Origin of the sequence: Bacteroides sp. AM16-13 (assembly GCF_003602705.1) — a bacterium.
GTDB classification, from domain to species: Bacteria; Bacteroidota; Bacteroidia; order Bacteroidales; family Bacteroidaceae; genus Bacteroides; species Bacteroides xylanisolvens.
The window spans coordinates 59,696-74,406 of record NZ_QTLK01000022.1 but is presented as its reverse complement, the minus strand read 5'-3'; the positions used below and the strand labels follow the sequence as shown (position 1 = coordinate 74,406).

At 42.1% G+C, this 14,711-nt stretch carries 12 protein-coding genes and 5 tRNA genes; all 17 read left to right on the top strand.

Translation table 11 applies throughout. The features are described from left to right. Positions 1 to 30 precede the first annotated feature (30 nt). Positions 31 to 222 carry a 30S ribosomal protein S21 gene (gene rpsU / locus DW173_RS17255; RefSeq protein ID WP_002558090.1) on the top strand — a complete coding sequence of 64 codons (192 nt, stop codon included), beginning with the start codon at positions 31 to 33 and terminating at the stop codon, positions 220 to 222. A 73-nt stretch (positions 223 to 295) separates the two neighbouring features. Next, positions 296 to 1,177, top strand: a complete 882-nt coding sequence (gene xerC, locus DW173_RS17250) for a tyrosine recombinase XerC (RefSeq protein ID WP_004313453.1) — start codon at positions 296 to 298, stop codon at positions 1,175 to 1,177. 15 nt (positions 1,178 to 1,192) lie between these two features. Beyond that, a complete protein-coding gene (gene hpf, locus DW173_RS17245) occupies positions 1,193 to 1,492 on the top strand; it encodes a ribosome hibernation-promoting factor, HPF/YfiA family (protein WP_004310895.1) in 300 nt (99 codons plus the stop codon). A gap of 97 nt (positions 1,493 to 1,589) precedes the next feature. After that, positions 1,590 to 1,663, top strand: a tRNA-Thr gene (locus DW173_RS17240). A gap of 85 nt (positions 1,664 to 1,748) precedes the next feature. Then, positions 1,749 to 1,831 (top strand) — tRNA-Tyr (locus tag DW173_RS17235). 28 nt (positions 1,832 to 1,859) lie between these two features. Then, positions 1,860 to 1,932, top strand: a tRNA-Gly gene (locus DW173_RS17230). A 10-nt stretch (positions 1,933 to 1,942) separates the two neighbouring features. Next, positions 1,943 to 2,014: transfer RNA gene (locus DW173_RS17225), tRNA-Thr, on the top strand. Between the two features lie 51 nt (positions 2,015 to 2,065). Further along, positions 2,066 to 3,250, top strand: coding sequence for an elongation factor Tu (gene tuf, locus DW173_RS17220; RefSeq protein WP_004307553.1), 1,185 nt, complete (start codon positions 2,066 to 2,068; stop codon positions 3,248 to 3,250). Between the two features lie 53 nt (positions 3,251 to 3,303). Continuing rightward, positions 3,304 to 3,376, top strand: a tRNA-Trp gene (locus DW173_RS17215). A gap of 14 nt (positions 3,377 to 3,390) precedes the next feature. Further along, positions 3,391 to 3,582 (top strand): preprotein translocase subunit SecE, encoded by a 192-nt coding sequence (gene secE / locus DW173_RS17210; RefSeq protein WP_004296363.1) that lies wholly within the window; start codon positions 3,391 to 3,393, stop codon positions 3,580 to 3,582. Between the two features lie 17 nt (positions 3,583 to 3,599). Beyond that, a complete protein-coding gene (gene nusG / locus DW173_RS17205; protein WP_004296362.1) occupies positions 3,600 to 4,142 on the top strand; it encodes a transcription termination/antitermination protein NusG in 543 nt (180 codons plus the stop codon). Positions 4,143 to 4,203: 61 nt separating this feature from the next. After that, positions 4,204 to 4,647 carry a 50S ribosomal protein L11 gene (gene rplK / locus DW173_RS17200; protein ID WP_004296361.1) on the top strand — a complete coding sequence of 148 codons (444 nt, stop codon included), beginning with the start codon at positions 4,204 to 4,206 and terminating at the stop codon, positions 4,645 to 4,647. A 15-nt stretch (positions 4,648 to 4,662) separates the two neighbouring features. Continuing rightward, positions 4,663 to 5,361, top strand: coding sequence for a 50S ribosomal protein L1 (gene rplA / locus DW173_RS17195; protein WP_004296360.1), 699 nt, complete (start codon positions 4,663 to 4,665; stop codon positions 5,359 to 5,361). Between the two features lie 15 nt (positions 5,362 to 5,376). Beyond that, positions 5,377 to 5,895, top strand: a complete 519-nt coding sequence (gene rplJ / locus DW173_RS17190) for a 50S ribosomal protein L10 (protein ID WP_004310893.1) — start codon at positions 5,377 to 5,379, stop codon at positions 5,893 to 5,895. Between the two features lie 47 nt (positions 5,896 to 5,942). Further along, a complete protein-coding gene (gene rplL, locus DW173_RS17185) occupies positions 5,943 to 6,317 on the top strand; it encodes a 50S ribosomal protein L7/L12 (protein WP_004296358.1) in 375 nt (124 codons plus the stop codon). Positions 6,318 to 6,421: 104 nt separating this feature from the next. Then, positions 6,422 to 10,234 carry a DNA-directed RNA polymerase subunit beta gene (gene rpoB, locus DW173_RS17180; RefSeq protein ID WP_004310892.1) on the top strand — a complete coding sequence of 1,271 codons (3,813 nt, stop codon included), beginning with the start codon at positions 6,422 to 6,424 and terminating at the stop codon, positions 10,232 to 10,234. Positions 10,235 to 10,340: 106 nt separating this feature from the next. Further along, positions 10,341 to 14,624: a DNA-directed RNA polymerase subunit beta' gene (gene rpoC / locus DW173_RS17175; RefSeq protein WP_004310891.1), complete on the top strand. Its 4,284-nt coding sequence runs from the start codon at positions 10,341 to 10,343 to the stop codon at positions 14,622 to 14,624. The last annotated feature ends 87 nt before the right edge of the window (positions 14,625 to 14,711 follow it).

The following is a 14,711-nucleotide window of genomic DNA, read 5'->3' as shown; positions in this document are numbered from 1 at the left end:
TTTTAATCATAACATATTAATAGTAACAAAATGATTGTAGTACCTGTAAAAGAAGGCGAAAACATTGAAAAAGCGCTGAAGAAGTTCAAAAGAAAATTTGAAAAGACTGGCATTGTAAAAGAGTTGAGAAGCAGACAACAGTTTGATAAACCGTCTGTAACTAAAAGACTTAAGAAAGAACGCGCAGTTTACGTACAACAACTTCAGCAAGTAGAAGATTAATAATTCGTAATTTCCTTTGAATTATTGAATTCTTTTCATACATTCGTTGCACGATTTTAGATGTAGCGATATTATGTTGATAGAATCTTTTCTTGATTATCTCCAGTATGAGCGGAACTATTCTGAAAAAACCGTTCTTGCGTATGGTGAAGATATAAAGCAACTGCAGGAGTTTGCTCAGGAAGAGTATGGAAAATTTAATCCGTTAGAGGTCGAGGCGGAACTGATTCGTGAATGGATTGTTTCATTGATGGATAAAGGGTATACCTCAACTTCTGTAAATCGTAAGCTAAGTTCGCTCCGAACGTTTTACAAGTATCTCTTGAGGCAGGGAGAAACGACTATAGATCCTTTGCGTAAAATAAAAGGACCTAAAAACAAAAAGCCGTTGCCTGTGTTCTTAAAAGAAAACGAAATGAATCGGTTATTGGATGAAACGGACTTTGGTGAAGGATTTAAAGGCTGTCGGGATCGGTTGATTATTGAAATGTTTTATGCTACCGGCATGAGGCTTTCGGAATTGATAGGTCTGGATAATAAGGATGTGGATTTTTCGGCTTCTCTTCTGAAAGTGACCGGGAAAAGAAACAAGCAACGGCTGATTCCGTTCGGTGACGAACTGCAGGAGTTGATGCTTGAATATATTAATGTAAGAAACGAAACGATTCCGGAAAGGTCGGAAGCTTTCTTTATTAGAGAGAATGGTGAACGGCTTTATAAGAATCTAGTCTATAATTTAGTGAAACGGAACCTGTCAAAGGTGGCGACGTTGAAGAAAAAGAGCCCTCACGTGTTGAGGCATACTTTTGCTACCACAATGCTGAATAATGAAGCAGAGCTGGGGGCGGTAAAAGAACTTTTGGGTCACGAGAGTATAACAACTACCGAGATCTACACACATGCCACATTTGAAGAACTTAAAAAAGTGTATAAACAAGCTCATCCAAGAGCTTAAAAAAAGGAGGTAAGTATGGATGTTAGAATTCAATCAATTCACTTTGATGCGTCAGAGCAATTGCAGGCATTTATTCAGAAGAAAGTGTCCAAGTTGGAAAAATATTACGAAGATATAAAGAAAGTAGAGGTGTCATTAAAGGTAGTTAAACCAGAAGTTGCTGAAAACAAGGAAGCGGGCATTAAAATATTGATCCCAAATGGAGAGTTTTATGCAAGCAAAGTATGCGATACATTTGAAGAAGCAATTGATTTAGATGTGGAAGCACTCGGAAAACAGCTGGTTAAATACAAGGAAAAGCAACGTAGCAAATAAAAAAATCCCAAATATTTTGCGGGAAAGAAATAAATAACTAAATTTGCAGCCGTTTCGCTCGCGTTAGAACGTGACGGTTGCATTTTTTAGTAAGTTTGCCTCTTTAGCTCAGTTGGCCAGAGCACGTGATTTGTAATCTCGGGGTCGTTGGTTCGAATCCGACAAGAGGCTCAAAAAGAAACCGAAGAACAAAGATAGAACATCTGTCTTTATCATATTGTTTGAAAATAGTTCTTTTATTTCTTGATTTTGAAAAGGGCAAATACCAGAGTGGCCAAATGGGGCAGACTGTAAATCTGCTGGCTTACGCCTTCGGTGGTTCGAATCCATCTTTGCCCACAATCAGAGTGACAACTTTGGCAAGAATGCGGAAGTAGCTCAGTTGATAGAGCATTAGCCTTCCAAGCTGAGGGTCGCGGGTTTGAGCCCCGTCTTCCGCTCTCTTTTCTTGCTGTTATAGCTCAGTGGTAGAGCACTTCCTTGGTAAGGAAGAGGTCCCGGGTTCAAATCCCGGTAACAGCTCATAAAGGATGTAAATGCTGATTATTAATCAAATAAATAACAAGTAAAGCTATGGCTAAAGAGAAATTTGAACGTACCAAACCGCACGTAAACATTGGTACAATCGGTCACGTAGACCACGGTAAGACAACGTTGACAGCTGCTATCACTACTGTGTTGGCAAAGAAAGGTCTTTCAGAATTGCGTTCTTTCGATTCTATCGACAACGCTCCTGAAGAAAAAGAAAGAGGTATTACTATCAATACTTCTCACGTTGAATATCAAACAGCTAACCGTCACTATGCACACGTAGACTGTCCGGGTCACGCCGACTACGTAAAGAACATGGTAACTGGTGCTGCTCAGATGGACGGTGCTATCATCGTTTGTGCTGCAACTGATGGTCCGATGCCTCAAACTCGCGAACACATCCTGTTGGCTCGTCAGGTAAACGTACCTCGTCTGGTTGTATTCTTGAACAAGTGCGATATGGTAGACGACGAAGAAATGTTGGAACTCGTTGAAATGGAAATGAGAGAACTTCTTTCATTCTATGATTTCGATGGTGACAATACTCCTATCATCCGTGGTTCTGCTCTTGGCGCATTGAACGGTGTTGAAAAATGGGAAGACAAAGTTATGGAACTGATGGATGCAGTTGATAACTGGATTCCACTGCCTCCGCGCGATGTTGATAAACCATTCTTGATGCCGGTTGAAGACGTGTTCTCTATCACAGGTCGTGGTACTGTAGCAACAGGTCGTATCGAAACTGGTGTTATCCACGTTGGTGATGAAATCGAAATCCTTGGTTTAGGTGAAGATAAGAAATCAGTTGTAACTGGTGTTGAAATGTTCCGTAAACTGTTGGATCAAGGTGAAGCTGGTGACAACGTAGGTCTTTTGCTTCGTGGTATTGACAAGAACGAAATCAAACGTGGTATGGTTCTTTGTAAACCAGGTCAGATTAAACCGCACTCTAAATTCAAAGCTGAGGTTTATATCTTGAAGAAAGAAGAAGGTGGTCGTCACACTCCGTTCCACAACAAATACCGTCCTCAGTTCTACTTGCGTACTATGGACTGTACAGGTGAAATCACTTTGCCGGAAGGAACAGAAATGGTAATGCCGGGTGATAACGTAACTATTACAGTTGAGTTGATCTACCCAGTAGCATTGAACCCGGGTCTTCGTTTCGCTATCCGCGAAGGTGGACGTACGGTAGGTGCTGGTCAGATTACTGAAATTATCGACTAATACACAATAATTAATCAGTTCCCGGTTTTCCATCGGGAACTGATTATGTACACACGGGAGTAGCTCAGTTGGTAGAGCACCGGTCTCCAAAACCGGGTGTCGGGAGTTCGAGCCTCTCCTCCCGTGCTAATATTATTGAAATGAAAAAGGTAATAGCTTATATTAAAGAATCTTACGACGAACTTGTACATAAAGTATCGTGGCCTACGTATTCTGAACTTGCTAACAGTGCAGTAGTTGTTTTATATGCTTCCCTGCTTATTGCATTGGTAGTATGGGGTATGGATGTCTGTTTCCAGAACTTCATGGAAAAAATCGTTTATCCACATTAAAAAATTAGGAATTGAAAATGGCTGAGATTGAAAAGAAATGGTACGTTCTACGTGCTATTAGCGGTAAAGAAGCTAAGGTAAAGGAATATCTTGAAGCTGATCTTAAGAACAGCGACCTTGGTGAATATGTATCTCAGGTATTGATTCCTACTGAAAAAGTTTACCAGGTTCGCAATGGTAAAAAAATTGTGAAGGAAAGAAGTTATCTTCCTGGCTACGTTTTAGTGGAGGCTGCTTTGGTTGGTGAGGTCGCTCATCACCTGCGCAATACTCCGAATGTGATAGGCTTTTTAGGCGGCTCCGAAAAACCGGTGCCTCTCAGACAATCAGAAGTGAATCGTATACTTGGTACAGTGGACGAACTGCAGGAAACGGGTGAAGAACTCAATATTCCGTACGTAGTGGGAGAAACTGTAAAAGTTACTTTTGGACCTTTCAGCGGATTCAGTGGCATCATTGAAGAAGTGAATAGTGAAAAAAAGAAACTAAAGGTCATGGTGAAGATATTCGGGCGCAAAACACCGCTTGAATTGGGCTTTATGCAAGTGGAAAAGGAATAACACGGAATTGTTACGCTGTTGTTGTTCTTCGTTTAATGTTTATATATAAATCAATAAAAAAATGGCTAAAGAAGTTGCTGGACTAATCAAGTTACAGATTAAAGGAGGCGCTGCAAATCCATCACCTCCCGTTGGACCTGCTTTGGGTTCTAAGGGTATTAATATCATGGAATTTTGCAAGCAATTCAATGCCAGAACCCAAGACAAAGCAGGTAAGATTTTACCTGTTATCATTACTTACTACGCAGATAAGTCTTTCGATTTTGTAATCAAGACTCCTCCCGTTGCTATTCAATTACTTGAAGTAGCTAAGGTAAAGAGTGGTTCTGCTGAGCCTAACCGTAAGAAAGTTGCCGAGCTTACTTGGGAACAGGTTCGTACGATTGCTCAGGACAAAATGGTTGACTTAAACTGTTTTACTGTGGAAGCTGCCATGAGAATGGTTGCAGGTACAGCTAGAAGTATGGGTATCGCTGTAAAAGGGGAGTTCCCGGTTAATAACTAATAAACTTCAATTGTAATGGGTAAACTGACAAAAAATCAAAAGTTAGCTGCAGAAAAGATTGAAGCAGGGAAAGCATACTCACTGAAAGAAGCTGCATCTTTGGTAAAAGAAATCACTTTTTCCAAGTTTGATGCTTCACTGGATATTGATGTACGTTTAGGTGTTGATCCACGTAAAGCTAACCAGATGGTGAGAGGTGTTGTTTCACTTCCTCATGGTACTGGTAAAGAAGTGCGTGTGTTGGTACTTTGTACACCGGATGCTGAAGCTGCTGCAAAAGAAGCTGGTGCTGACTACGTTGGTCTTGACGAATATATTGAAAAGATCAAAGGTGGATGGACTGATATTGATGTAATCATCACTATGCCATCTATCATGGGTAAAATTGGTGCGCTCGGTCGTGTACTCGGTCCTCGTGGATTGATGCCGAACCCTAAGAGTGGTACTGTAACTATGGATGTTGCTAAGGCTGTAAAAGAAGTAAAACAAGGTAAGATTGACTTTAAAGTTGATAAGAGCGGTATCGTTCACACTTCTATCGGTAAGGTATCATTCAGTCCTGATCAGATTCGCGACAACGCGAAAGAGTTCATCTCTACTCTGAACAAACTGAAACCGACCGCAGCAAAGGGTACATATATTAAGAGTATTTATCTTTCTAGTACAATGAGTGCGGGTATTAAAATCGACCCGAAATCAGTGGATGAAATCTAATAAAACAGAGAAATAATGAGAAAGGAAGATAAAAGTACGATTATAGAGCAAATTGCTGCTACAGTAAAGGAATATGGTCACTTCTACTTGGTAGACGTTACAGCTATGAACGCTGCTGCTACCAGTGCATTGAGAAGAGATTGTTTTAAATCAGACATCAAATTGATGTTGGTTAAAAACACGCTGCTTCACAAAGCACTTGAAAGCTTGGAAGAAGACTTCTCACCTCTTTACGGTTCTTTGAAAGGTACTACTGCTGTTATGTTTAGCAATACTGCAAACGTTCCTGCTAAGTTAATCAAAGACAAAGCGAAAGACGGTATTCCCGGACTGAAAGCTGCATATGCAGAAGAAAGCTTCTACATTGGTGCTGATCAATTGGATGCTCTCGTTTCAATCAAGAGTAAGAATGAAGTTATCGCCGATATCGTTGCCCTGTTGCAATCTCCGGCCAAGAATGTTATTTCTGCTCTTCAATCAGGTGGTAACACCCTTCACGGAGTTCTCAAGACTCTTGGTGAACGTCCCGAATAATTTTCAAAAATCAACAAAGTATTTAAACAATTAAAATCATACAAAAAATGGCAGATTTGAAAGCTTTTGCAGAACAATTAGTTAACTTGACAGTAAAAGAAGTTAATGAACTTGCAACTATCCTTAAAGAAGAATACGGTATTGAACCTGCTGCTGCAGCTGTAGCTGTTGCTGCTGGTCCTGCAGCTGGTGCTGCTGCCGCAGAAGAAAAAACTTCTTTCGACGTAGTATTGAAGAGCGCTGGTGCAGCTAAACTTCAAGTAGTTAAGGCCGTTAAGGAAGCTTGTGGTCTTGGTTTGAAAGAAGCTAAAGACTTGGTAGACGGTGCTCCTAGCACAGTAAAAGAAGGTTTGGCTAAAGACGAAGCAGAATCATTGAAGAAAACATTGGAAGAAGCTGGAGCTGAAGTTGAACTTAAATAACATTGGCCTGGTAATCAGGTAATTCGGTTAGGAATCCTTCACAAGAGGATTCTTAACCTTTTTGTGTATATATTTCAAATTAAGTTCTCCAAATTCATTGACAGATGTCTTCAAATACTGTAAATCAAAGAGTTAATTTTGCTTCGACTAAGAATCCGCTAGAATACCCGGATTTCCTGGAAGTACAATTGAAGTCATTCCAAGACTTTCTACAATTAGATACCCCACCTGAAAAGCGTAAGAATGAGGGATTGTATAAAGTATTTGCTGAAAACTTCCCTATTGCCGATACAAGAAACAATTTTGTTCTTGAGTTTCTGGACTATTATATTGATCCGCCGCGTTATACCATTGATGATTGTATAGAGCGTGGGCTTACTTATAGTGTTCCCTTAAAAGCGAAACTTAAGCTTTACTGTACGGACCCCGATCATGAGGATTTTGATACAGTGATTCAGGACGTATTCCTCGGCCCGATTCCTTATATGACTGATAAGGCTACTTTCGTCATTAACGGTGCCGAACGCGTAGTTGTGTCACAGCTTCACCGTTCTCCGGGTGTGTTCTTCGGTCAGAGTGTACATGCCAATGGTACGAAACTTTATTCGGCTCGTATTATTCCGTTTAAGGGTTCGTGGATTGAGTTTGCTACTGACATCAATAATGTGATGTACGCATATATCGACCGTAAGAAGAAATTGCCGGTGACTACATTGTTGCGTGCAATTGGCTTCGAGAATGACAAAGATATTCTTGAGATTTTCGATCTTGCAGAAGATGTGAAGGTAAACAAGACAAATCTGAAGAAGGTGTTAGGCCGTAAACTGGCTGCACGTGTCTTGAAAACATGGATTGAAGATTTCGTTGATGAAGATACCGGTGAAGTGGTTTCTATTGAACGTAACGAAGTTATTATCGACCGTGAAACCGTACTGGAAGAGGAGCATATTGATGAAATTTTGGAGTCGGGAGTTCAGAACATCCTTTTGCATAAGGATGAACCGAATCAGTCCGATTTCTCTATCATATATAATACGTTGCAGAAGGACCCGAGTAACTCGGAAAAAGAAGCTGTGTTGTATATCTACCGTCAGTTGCGTAATGCCGATCCGGCTGATGACGCAAGTGCAAGGGAGGTTATCAACAACTTGTTCTTCTCAGAAAAACGATATGACCTTGGTGATGTAGGTCGTTACAGAATCAACAAAAAGTTGAATCTGACGACTGACATGGACGTGCGTGTCCTCACGAAGGAAGATATTATTGAAATCATCAAATATCTGATTGAGTTGATTAACTCAAAAGCGGATGTGGATGATATTGACCACTTGAGTAACCGTCGTGTACGTACTGTTGGTGAACAGCTTTCTAATCAGTTTGCTGTGGGGCTGGCTCGTATGTCTCGTACGATTCGTGAACGTATGAACGTTCGTGACAATGAAGTGTTTACTCCGATTGATTTGATTAATGCGAAGACTATTTCTTCAGTAATCAACTCATTCTTCGGAACGAACGCGTTGTCGCAGTTCATGGACCAGACAAACCCGCTGGCTGAAATTACGCACAAACGTCGTATGTCTGCCCTTGGTCCTGGTGGTCTTTCCCGTGAACGTGCCGGATTTGAGGTTCGTGACGTTCACTATACACACTATGGTCGTCTTTGTCCGATTGAGACTCCTGAAGGTCCGAACATCGGTTTGATTTCTTCATTGTGTGTATTTGCTAAGATTAATGAGCTAGGATTCATTGAAACTCCCTACCGCAAGGTGGAAAATGGGAAAGTGGATCTTTCTGATAACGGTCTGATTTATCTGACTGCTGAAGAAGAGGAAGAAAAGGTTATTGCGCAGGGAAATGCTCCGTTGAATGACGATGGTACATTCGTACTTAACAGAGTTAAGTCTCGTCAAGATGCAGATTTCCCGGTTGTTGAACCATCTGAAGTTGACTTGATGGACGTTGCTCCTCAGCAGATTGCATCTATTGCAGCTTCTTTGATTCCATTCTTGGAACATGACGATGCTAACCGTGCATTGATGGGATCGAACATGATGCGCCAGGCGGTTCCTTTGTTGAGAAGTGAAGCTCCGATCGTAGGTACAGGTATCGAACGTCAGTTGGTAAGAGACTCTCGTACCCAGATTACCGCAGAAGGCGATGGTGTGGTTGACTATGTGGATGCTACTACTATCCGTATTTTGTATGACCGTACGGAAGACGAAGAATTTGTAAGTTTCGAACCTGCTTTGAAGGAATATAGAATACCTAAGTTCCGTAAGACTAACCAGAACATGACGATTGACTTACGTCCGATTTGTGACAAAGGCCAGCGTGTGAAGAAAGGTGATATCTTGACTGAAGGTTATTCTACTGAAAAGGGTGAATTGGCATTGGGTAAGAACCTGCTGGTAGCTTATATGCCTTGGAAGGGTTACAACTATGAGGATGCCATCGTATTGAACGAACGTGTGGTACGCGAAGACTTGTTGACTTCGGTTCACGTAGAGGAATATTCGCTGGAAGTTCGTGAAACAAAGCGTGGTATGGAAGAGCTGACTTCTGATATCCCGAATGTAAGTGAAGAAGCTACCAAAGACTTGGATGAAAACGGTATCGTAAGAATCGGTGCTCGTATCGAGCCGGGTGATATCATGATTGGTAAGATTACGCCGAAGGGTGAATCTGATCCTTCTCCGGAAGAAAAACTGCTTCGGGCTATCTTCGGTGATAAGGCAGGTGACGTGAAAGATGCTTCTTTGAAAGCTTCTCCTTCTTTGAAAGGTGTGGTGATTGATAAGAAACTTTTCTCACGTGTGATTAAGAATCGTAGCTCTAAACTGGCCGATAAAGCATTGTTGCCTAAGATTGATGATGAATTTGAATCTAAGGTAGCTGACTTGAAACGTATCCTGGTTAAGAAACTGATGACTTTGACTGAAGGTAAGGTTTCTCAAGGTGTGAAAGACTATTTGGGTGCGGAAGTTATTGCGAAAGGTTCTAAGTTCAGTGCTTCTGATTTTGATTCACTTGACTTTACTTCTATTCAGTTGAGCAACTGGACAAGTGACGATCATATTAACGGTATGATTCGTGATCTGGTGATGAATTTCATTAAGAAATATAAAGAGCTGGATGCTGAATTGAAACGTAAGAAGTTTGCTATTACAATTGGTGATGAACTTCCTGCTGGTATTATCCAGATGGCAAAAGTATATATTGCTAAGAAACGTAAGATTGGTGTGGGTGATAAGATGGCTGGTCGCCACGGTAACAAGGGTATTGTATCCCGTGTTGTTCGTCAGGAGGATATGCCGTTCTTGGCTGATGGTACTCCGGTTGACATTGTGTTGAATCCGTTGGGTGTGCCTTCTCGTATGAACATTGGTCAGATTTTTGAAGCTGTACTCGGACGTGCCGGAAAAACGTTGGGCGTGAAATTCGCGACTCCTATTTTCGACGGTGCTACCATGGAAGATCTGGATCAGTGGACAGACAAGGCAGGATTGCCTCGCTACTGTAAGACTTATCTTTGTGATGGTGGTACAGGTGAGCAATTTGACCAAGCAGCTACTGTGGGCGTAACTTACATGTTGAAGTTGGGCCACATGGTTGAAGACAAGATGCATGCTCGTTCTATCGGTCCGTACTCATTGATTACTCAGCAACCTCTTGGTGGTAAAGCTCAATTCGGTGGTCAGCGTTTCGGAGAAATGGAGGTTTGGGCACTCGAAGGTTTCGGTGCTGCCCATATCTTGCAGGAAATCCTGACTATCAAATCTGATGACGTGGTAGGACGTTCGAAGGCTTATGAAGCAATTGTGAAAGGTGAACCGATGCCACAACCTGGTATTCCGGAATCCTTGAACGTATTGTTGCACGAGTTGAGAGGTTTAGGTTTGAGTATCAACCTAGAATAAAATAATGAAAGAATGTGAGATGTCAATGTACCGATGAAGGTTTGTTGGCATCCGCACTTTTTTCAATTTCCAATGATTCAATTATCAAATCTCAATTATATAGAGTATGGCTTTTAGAAAAGAAAATAAGACGAAAAGTAATTTCTCGAAGATCTCAATTGGTCTGGCTTCTCCGGAAGAAATCCTTGAGAATTCGAGTGGTGAAGTTTTGAAGCCTGAAACCATTAATTACCGTACGTACAAACCCGAACGTGACGGTTTGTTCTGCGAGCGCATTTTTGGTCCTATCAAGGATTATGAATGTCATTGCGGTAAATACAAGCGTATCCGTTATAAAGGTATCGTCTGCGACCGTTGTGGGGTGGAAGTTACTGAAAAGAAAGTGCGCCGTGAACGTATGGGACATATCCAGCTGGTTGTGCCGGTGGCTCACATCTGGTATTTCCGTTCGCTTCCTAATAAAATCGGTTATTTGCTCGGATTGCCGACAAAGAAACTGGATTCGATTATATACTACGAACGTTATGTTGTTATTCAGCCGGGTGTGAAAGCTGAAGATGGCGTAGCTGAATATGATTTGCTTTCTGAAGAAGAATATCTGGATATTCTGGATACGCTTCCGAAAGACAATCAGTATCTTGAAGATAATGATCCGAATAAATTTGTTGCAAAGATGGGAGCCGAAGCTATTTATGATTTGCTGGCTCGTTTGGATCTGGATGCTTTGTCTTACGAACTGCGTCACCGCGCCGGAAACGATGCGTCTCAGCAACGTAAGAATGAAGCTTTGAAACGTCTTCAGGTAGTAGAATCGTTCCGCGCATCACGTGGACGTAACAAACCGGAATGGATGATCGTACGTATCGTACCGGTTATTCCGCCCGAACTTCGTCCGTTGGTTCCGCTGGATGGTGGCCGTTTTGCTACATCTGACTTGAACGACCTTTATCGTCGTGTGATTATCCGTAACAACCGTTTGAAACGACTGATTGAAATCAAGGCTCCGGAAGTAATCTTGCGTAATGAAAAACGTATGCTTCAGGAATCTGTCGATTCTTTGTTTGATAACTCACGTAAGTCAAGTGCTGTGAAGACAGACGCCAACCGTCCGTTGAAGTCATTGTCTGACAGTTTGAAAGGTAAACAGGGACGCTTCCGTCAGAACTTGCTGGGTAAACGTGTTGACTACTCTGCTCGTTCCGTAATCGTTGTTGGTCCGGAATTAAAGATGGGTGAATGCGGTATTCCTAAATTGATGGCTGCCGAATTATACAAGCCGTTTATTATTCGCAAGCTCATCGAACGTGGTATCGTTAAGACTGTTAAGTCTGCAAAGAAAATCGTAGACCGCAAAGAGCCGGTGATTTGGGATATCTTGGAACATGTAATGAAGGGACACCCGGTACTGTTGAACCGTGCTCCGACCTTGCACCGTTTGGGTATTCAGGCTTTCCAGCCTAAAATGATCGAAGGTAAAGCTATTCAGTTGCACCCGTTGGCATGTACGGCATTCAACGCCGACTTTGACGGTGACCAGATGGCTGTTCACTTGCCTTTGAGTAATGAAGCAATTCTTGAAGCACAAATGTTGATGCTTCAATCACATAATATCTTGAATCCGGCAAACGGTGCGCCTATTACTGTACCTGCACAGGATATGGTTCTTGGTTTGTACTATATTACTAAGTTGCGTGCCGGTGCAAAAGGTGAAGGTTTGACATTCTACGGACCGGAAGAAGCGTTGATCGCTTACAATGAAGGTAAGGTAGATATTCATGCTCCGGTGAAGGTTATCGTGAAAGACGTTGATGAAAATGGTAACATTGTAGACGTAATGCGCGAAACTTCAGTAGGACGTGTGATTGTGAATGAAATCGTTCCACCTGAAGCTGGTTATATCAATACAATTATCTCTAAGAAATCTCTTCGTGATATTATTAGTGATGTAATTAAGGTATGTGGTGTGGCTAAGGCTGCCGACTTCCTGGATGGAATCAAGAATTTAGGTTATCAGATGGCGTTCAAGGGTGGTTTGTCATTCAACTTGGGTGATATTATCATTCCGAAGGAAAAAGAAACTTTGGTACAGAAAGGTTACGACGAAGTTGAACAAGTCGTAAACAACTATAACATGGGTTTCATTACCAATAACGAACGTTACAATCAGGTAATTGATATTTGGACACATGTGAACTCCGAGTTGTCTAATATCCTGATGAAGACTATTTCTTCGGACGATCAGGGTTTCAACTCTGTATATATGATGCTTGACTCTGGTGCCCGTGGTTCTAAAGAGCAGATTCGTCAGTTGTCAGGTATGCGTGGTTTGATGGCAAAACCGCAGAAAGCAGGTGCTGAAGGTGGTCAGATCATCGAGAACCCGATTTTGTCGAACTTTAAAGAAGGACTTTCGGTGTTGGAGTACTTTATCTCTACCCACGGTGCTCGTAAAGGTTTGGCGGATACCGCTTTGAAGACTGCCGATGCTGGTTATTTGACTCGTCGTCTGGTGGACGTATCACACGATGTGATTATTACAGAAGAAGACTGCGGTACACTCCGCGGATTGGTTTGTACGGACCTTAAGAATAACGATGAGGTTATTGCTACTCTGTACGAACGTATCTTAGGCCGTGTTTCCGTACATGATATTATTCATCCTACCACAGGTGAATTGCTTGTTGCCGGTGGTGAAGAAATCACAGAAGAAGTAGCCAAGAAGATTCAGGAGTCTCCGATCGAGAGTGTTGAAATCCGTTCGGTATTGACTTGTGAAGCTAAGAAGGGGGTTTGTGCTAAATGTTACGGACGTAACCTGGCAACGAGCCGCATGGTTCAGAAGGGTGAAGCTGTCGGTGTAATCGCTGCTCAGTCTATTGGTGAGCCGGGTACACAGTTGACTTTGCGTACATTCCACGCCGGTGGTACTGCTGCAAATATTGCAGCTAACGCCAGTATCGTTGCTAAAAATAATGCACGTCTTGAATTTGAAGAGTTGCGTACAGTAGATATCGTTGACGAGATGGGTGAATCTGCAAAAGTGGTAGTAGGTCGTTTGGCCGAAGTACGTTTTGTGGATGTGAATACCGGTATCGTTCTTTCTACTCATAACGTACCTTATGGTTCAACACTGTATGTAAGCGACGGCGACTTGGTAGAAAAAGGCAAACTGATTGCTAAGTGGGACCCGTTCAATGCTGTTATTATCACAGAAGCAACCGGTAAGATCGAATTTGAGGGCGTGATTGAAAACGTTACTTATAAGGTTGAATCGGATGAAGCAACAGGTCTTCGTGAAATTATTATTATTGAATCCAAGGATAAAACCAAAGTTCCTACCGCTCATATCTTAACAGAGGACGGTGATTTGATCCGTACTTATAACTTACCGGTAGGTGGTCACGTTATCATCGAGAACGGTCAGAAGGTAAAAGCCGGTGAAGTAATCGTGAAGATTCCGCGTGCCGTAGGTAAGGCGGGTGATATCACGGGTGGTCTTCCTCGTGTTACTGAATTGTTTGAAGCTCGTAACCCGTCAAATCCGGCTGTCGTTTCTGAAATCGACGGTGAGGTGACAATGGGTAAGATCAAACGTGGTAACCGTGAAATCATCGTAACTTCCAAGACGGGTGAGGTTAAGAAGTATCTGGTTGCACTGTCTAAGCAGATTCTGGTACAGGAAAATGACTATGTACGTGCTGGTACTCCGTTGTCTGACGGTGCTACTACTCCGGCAGATATCTTGGCAATCAAGGGTCCTACAGCTGTACAGGAATATATCGTGAATGAAGTTCAGGATGTATACCGCTTGCAGGGTGTGAAGATCAATGATAAGCACTTTGAGATTATCGTTCGTCAGATGATGCGCAAAGTACAAATTGATGAACCGGGAGATACTCGCTTCCTCGAACAGCAAGTCGTAGACAAACTGGAATTCATGGAAGAAAATGATCGTATCTGGGGTAAGAAAGTCGTAGTAGATGCTGGTGATTCTCAAAATATGCAAGCTGGACAGATTGTAACTGCCCGCAAGTTGCGTGATGAGAATAGTATGTTGAAACGTCGTGACTTGAAACCGGTTGAGGTTCGTGATGCTGTTGCTGCTACCTCTACTCAGATTCTTCAAGGTATCACGCGTGCTGCTTTGCAAACATCAAGCTTTATGTCGGCTGCTTCCTTCCAGGAAACGACGAAAGTATTGAATGAAGCTGCTATCAACGGTAAGATCGATAAGCTTGAAGGTATGAAGGAAAATGTGATCTGTGGTCACTTGATTCCTGCCGGTACCGGACAGCGCGAGTTCGAAAAGCTCATCGTTGGATCAAAAGAAGAGTATGACCGTATCTTGGCTAACAAGAAAACAGTACTTGACTACAATGAAGTAGAATAAATACAATTCAATTGACTATATGAAAAGGAGCAGTTGCCTAATTGGGCAATTGCTCCTTTTTTTATTTCTTTTTTACTCGCGTGTATT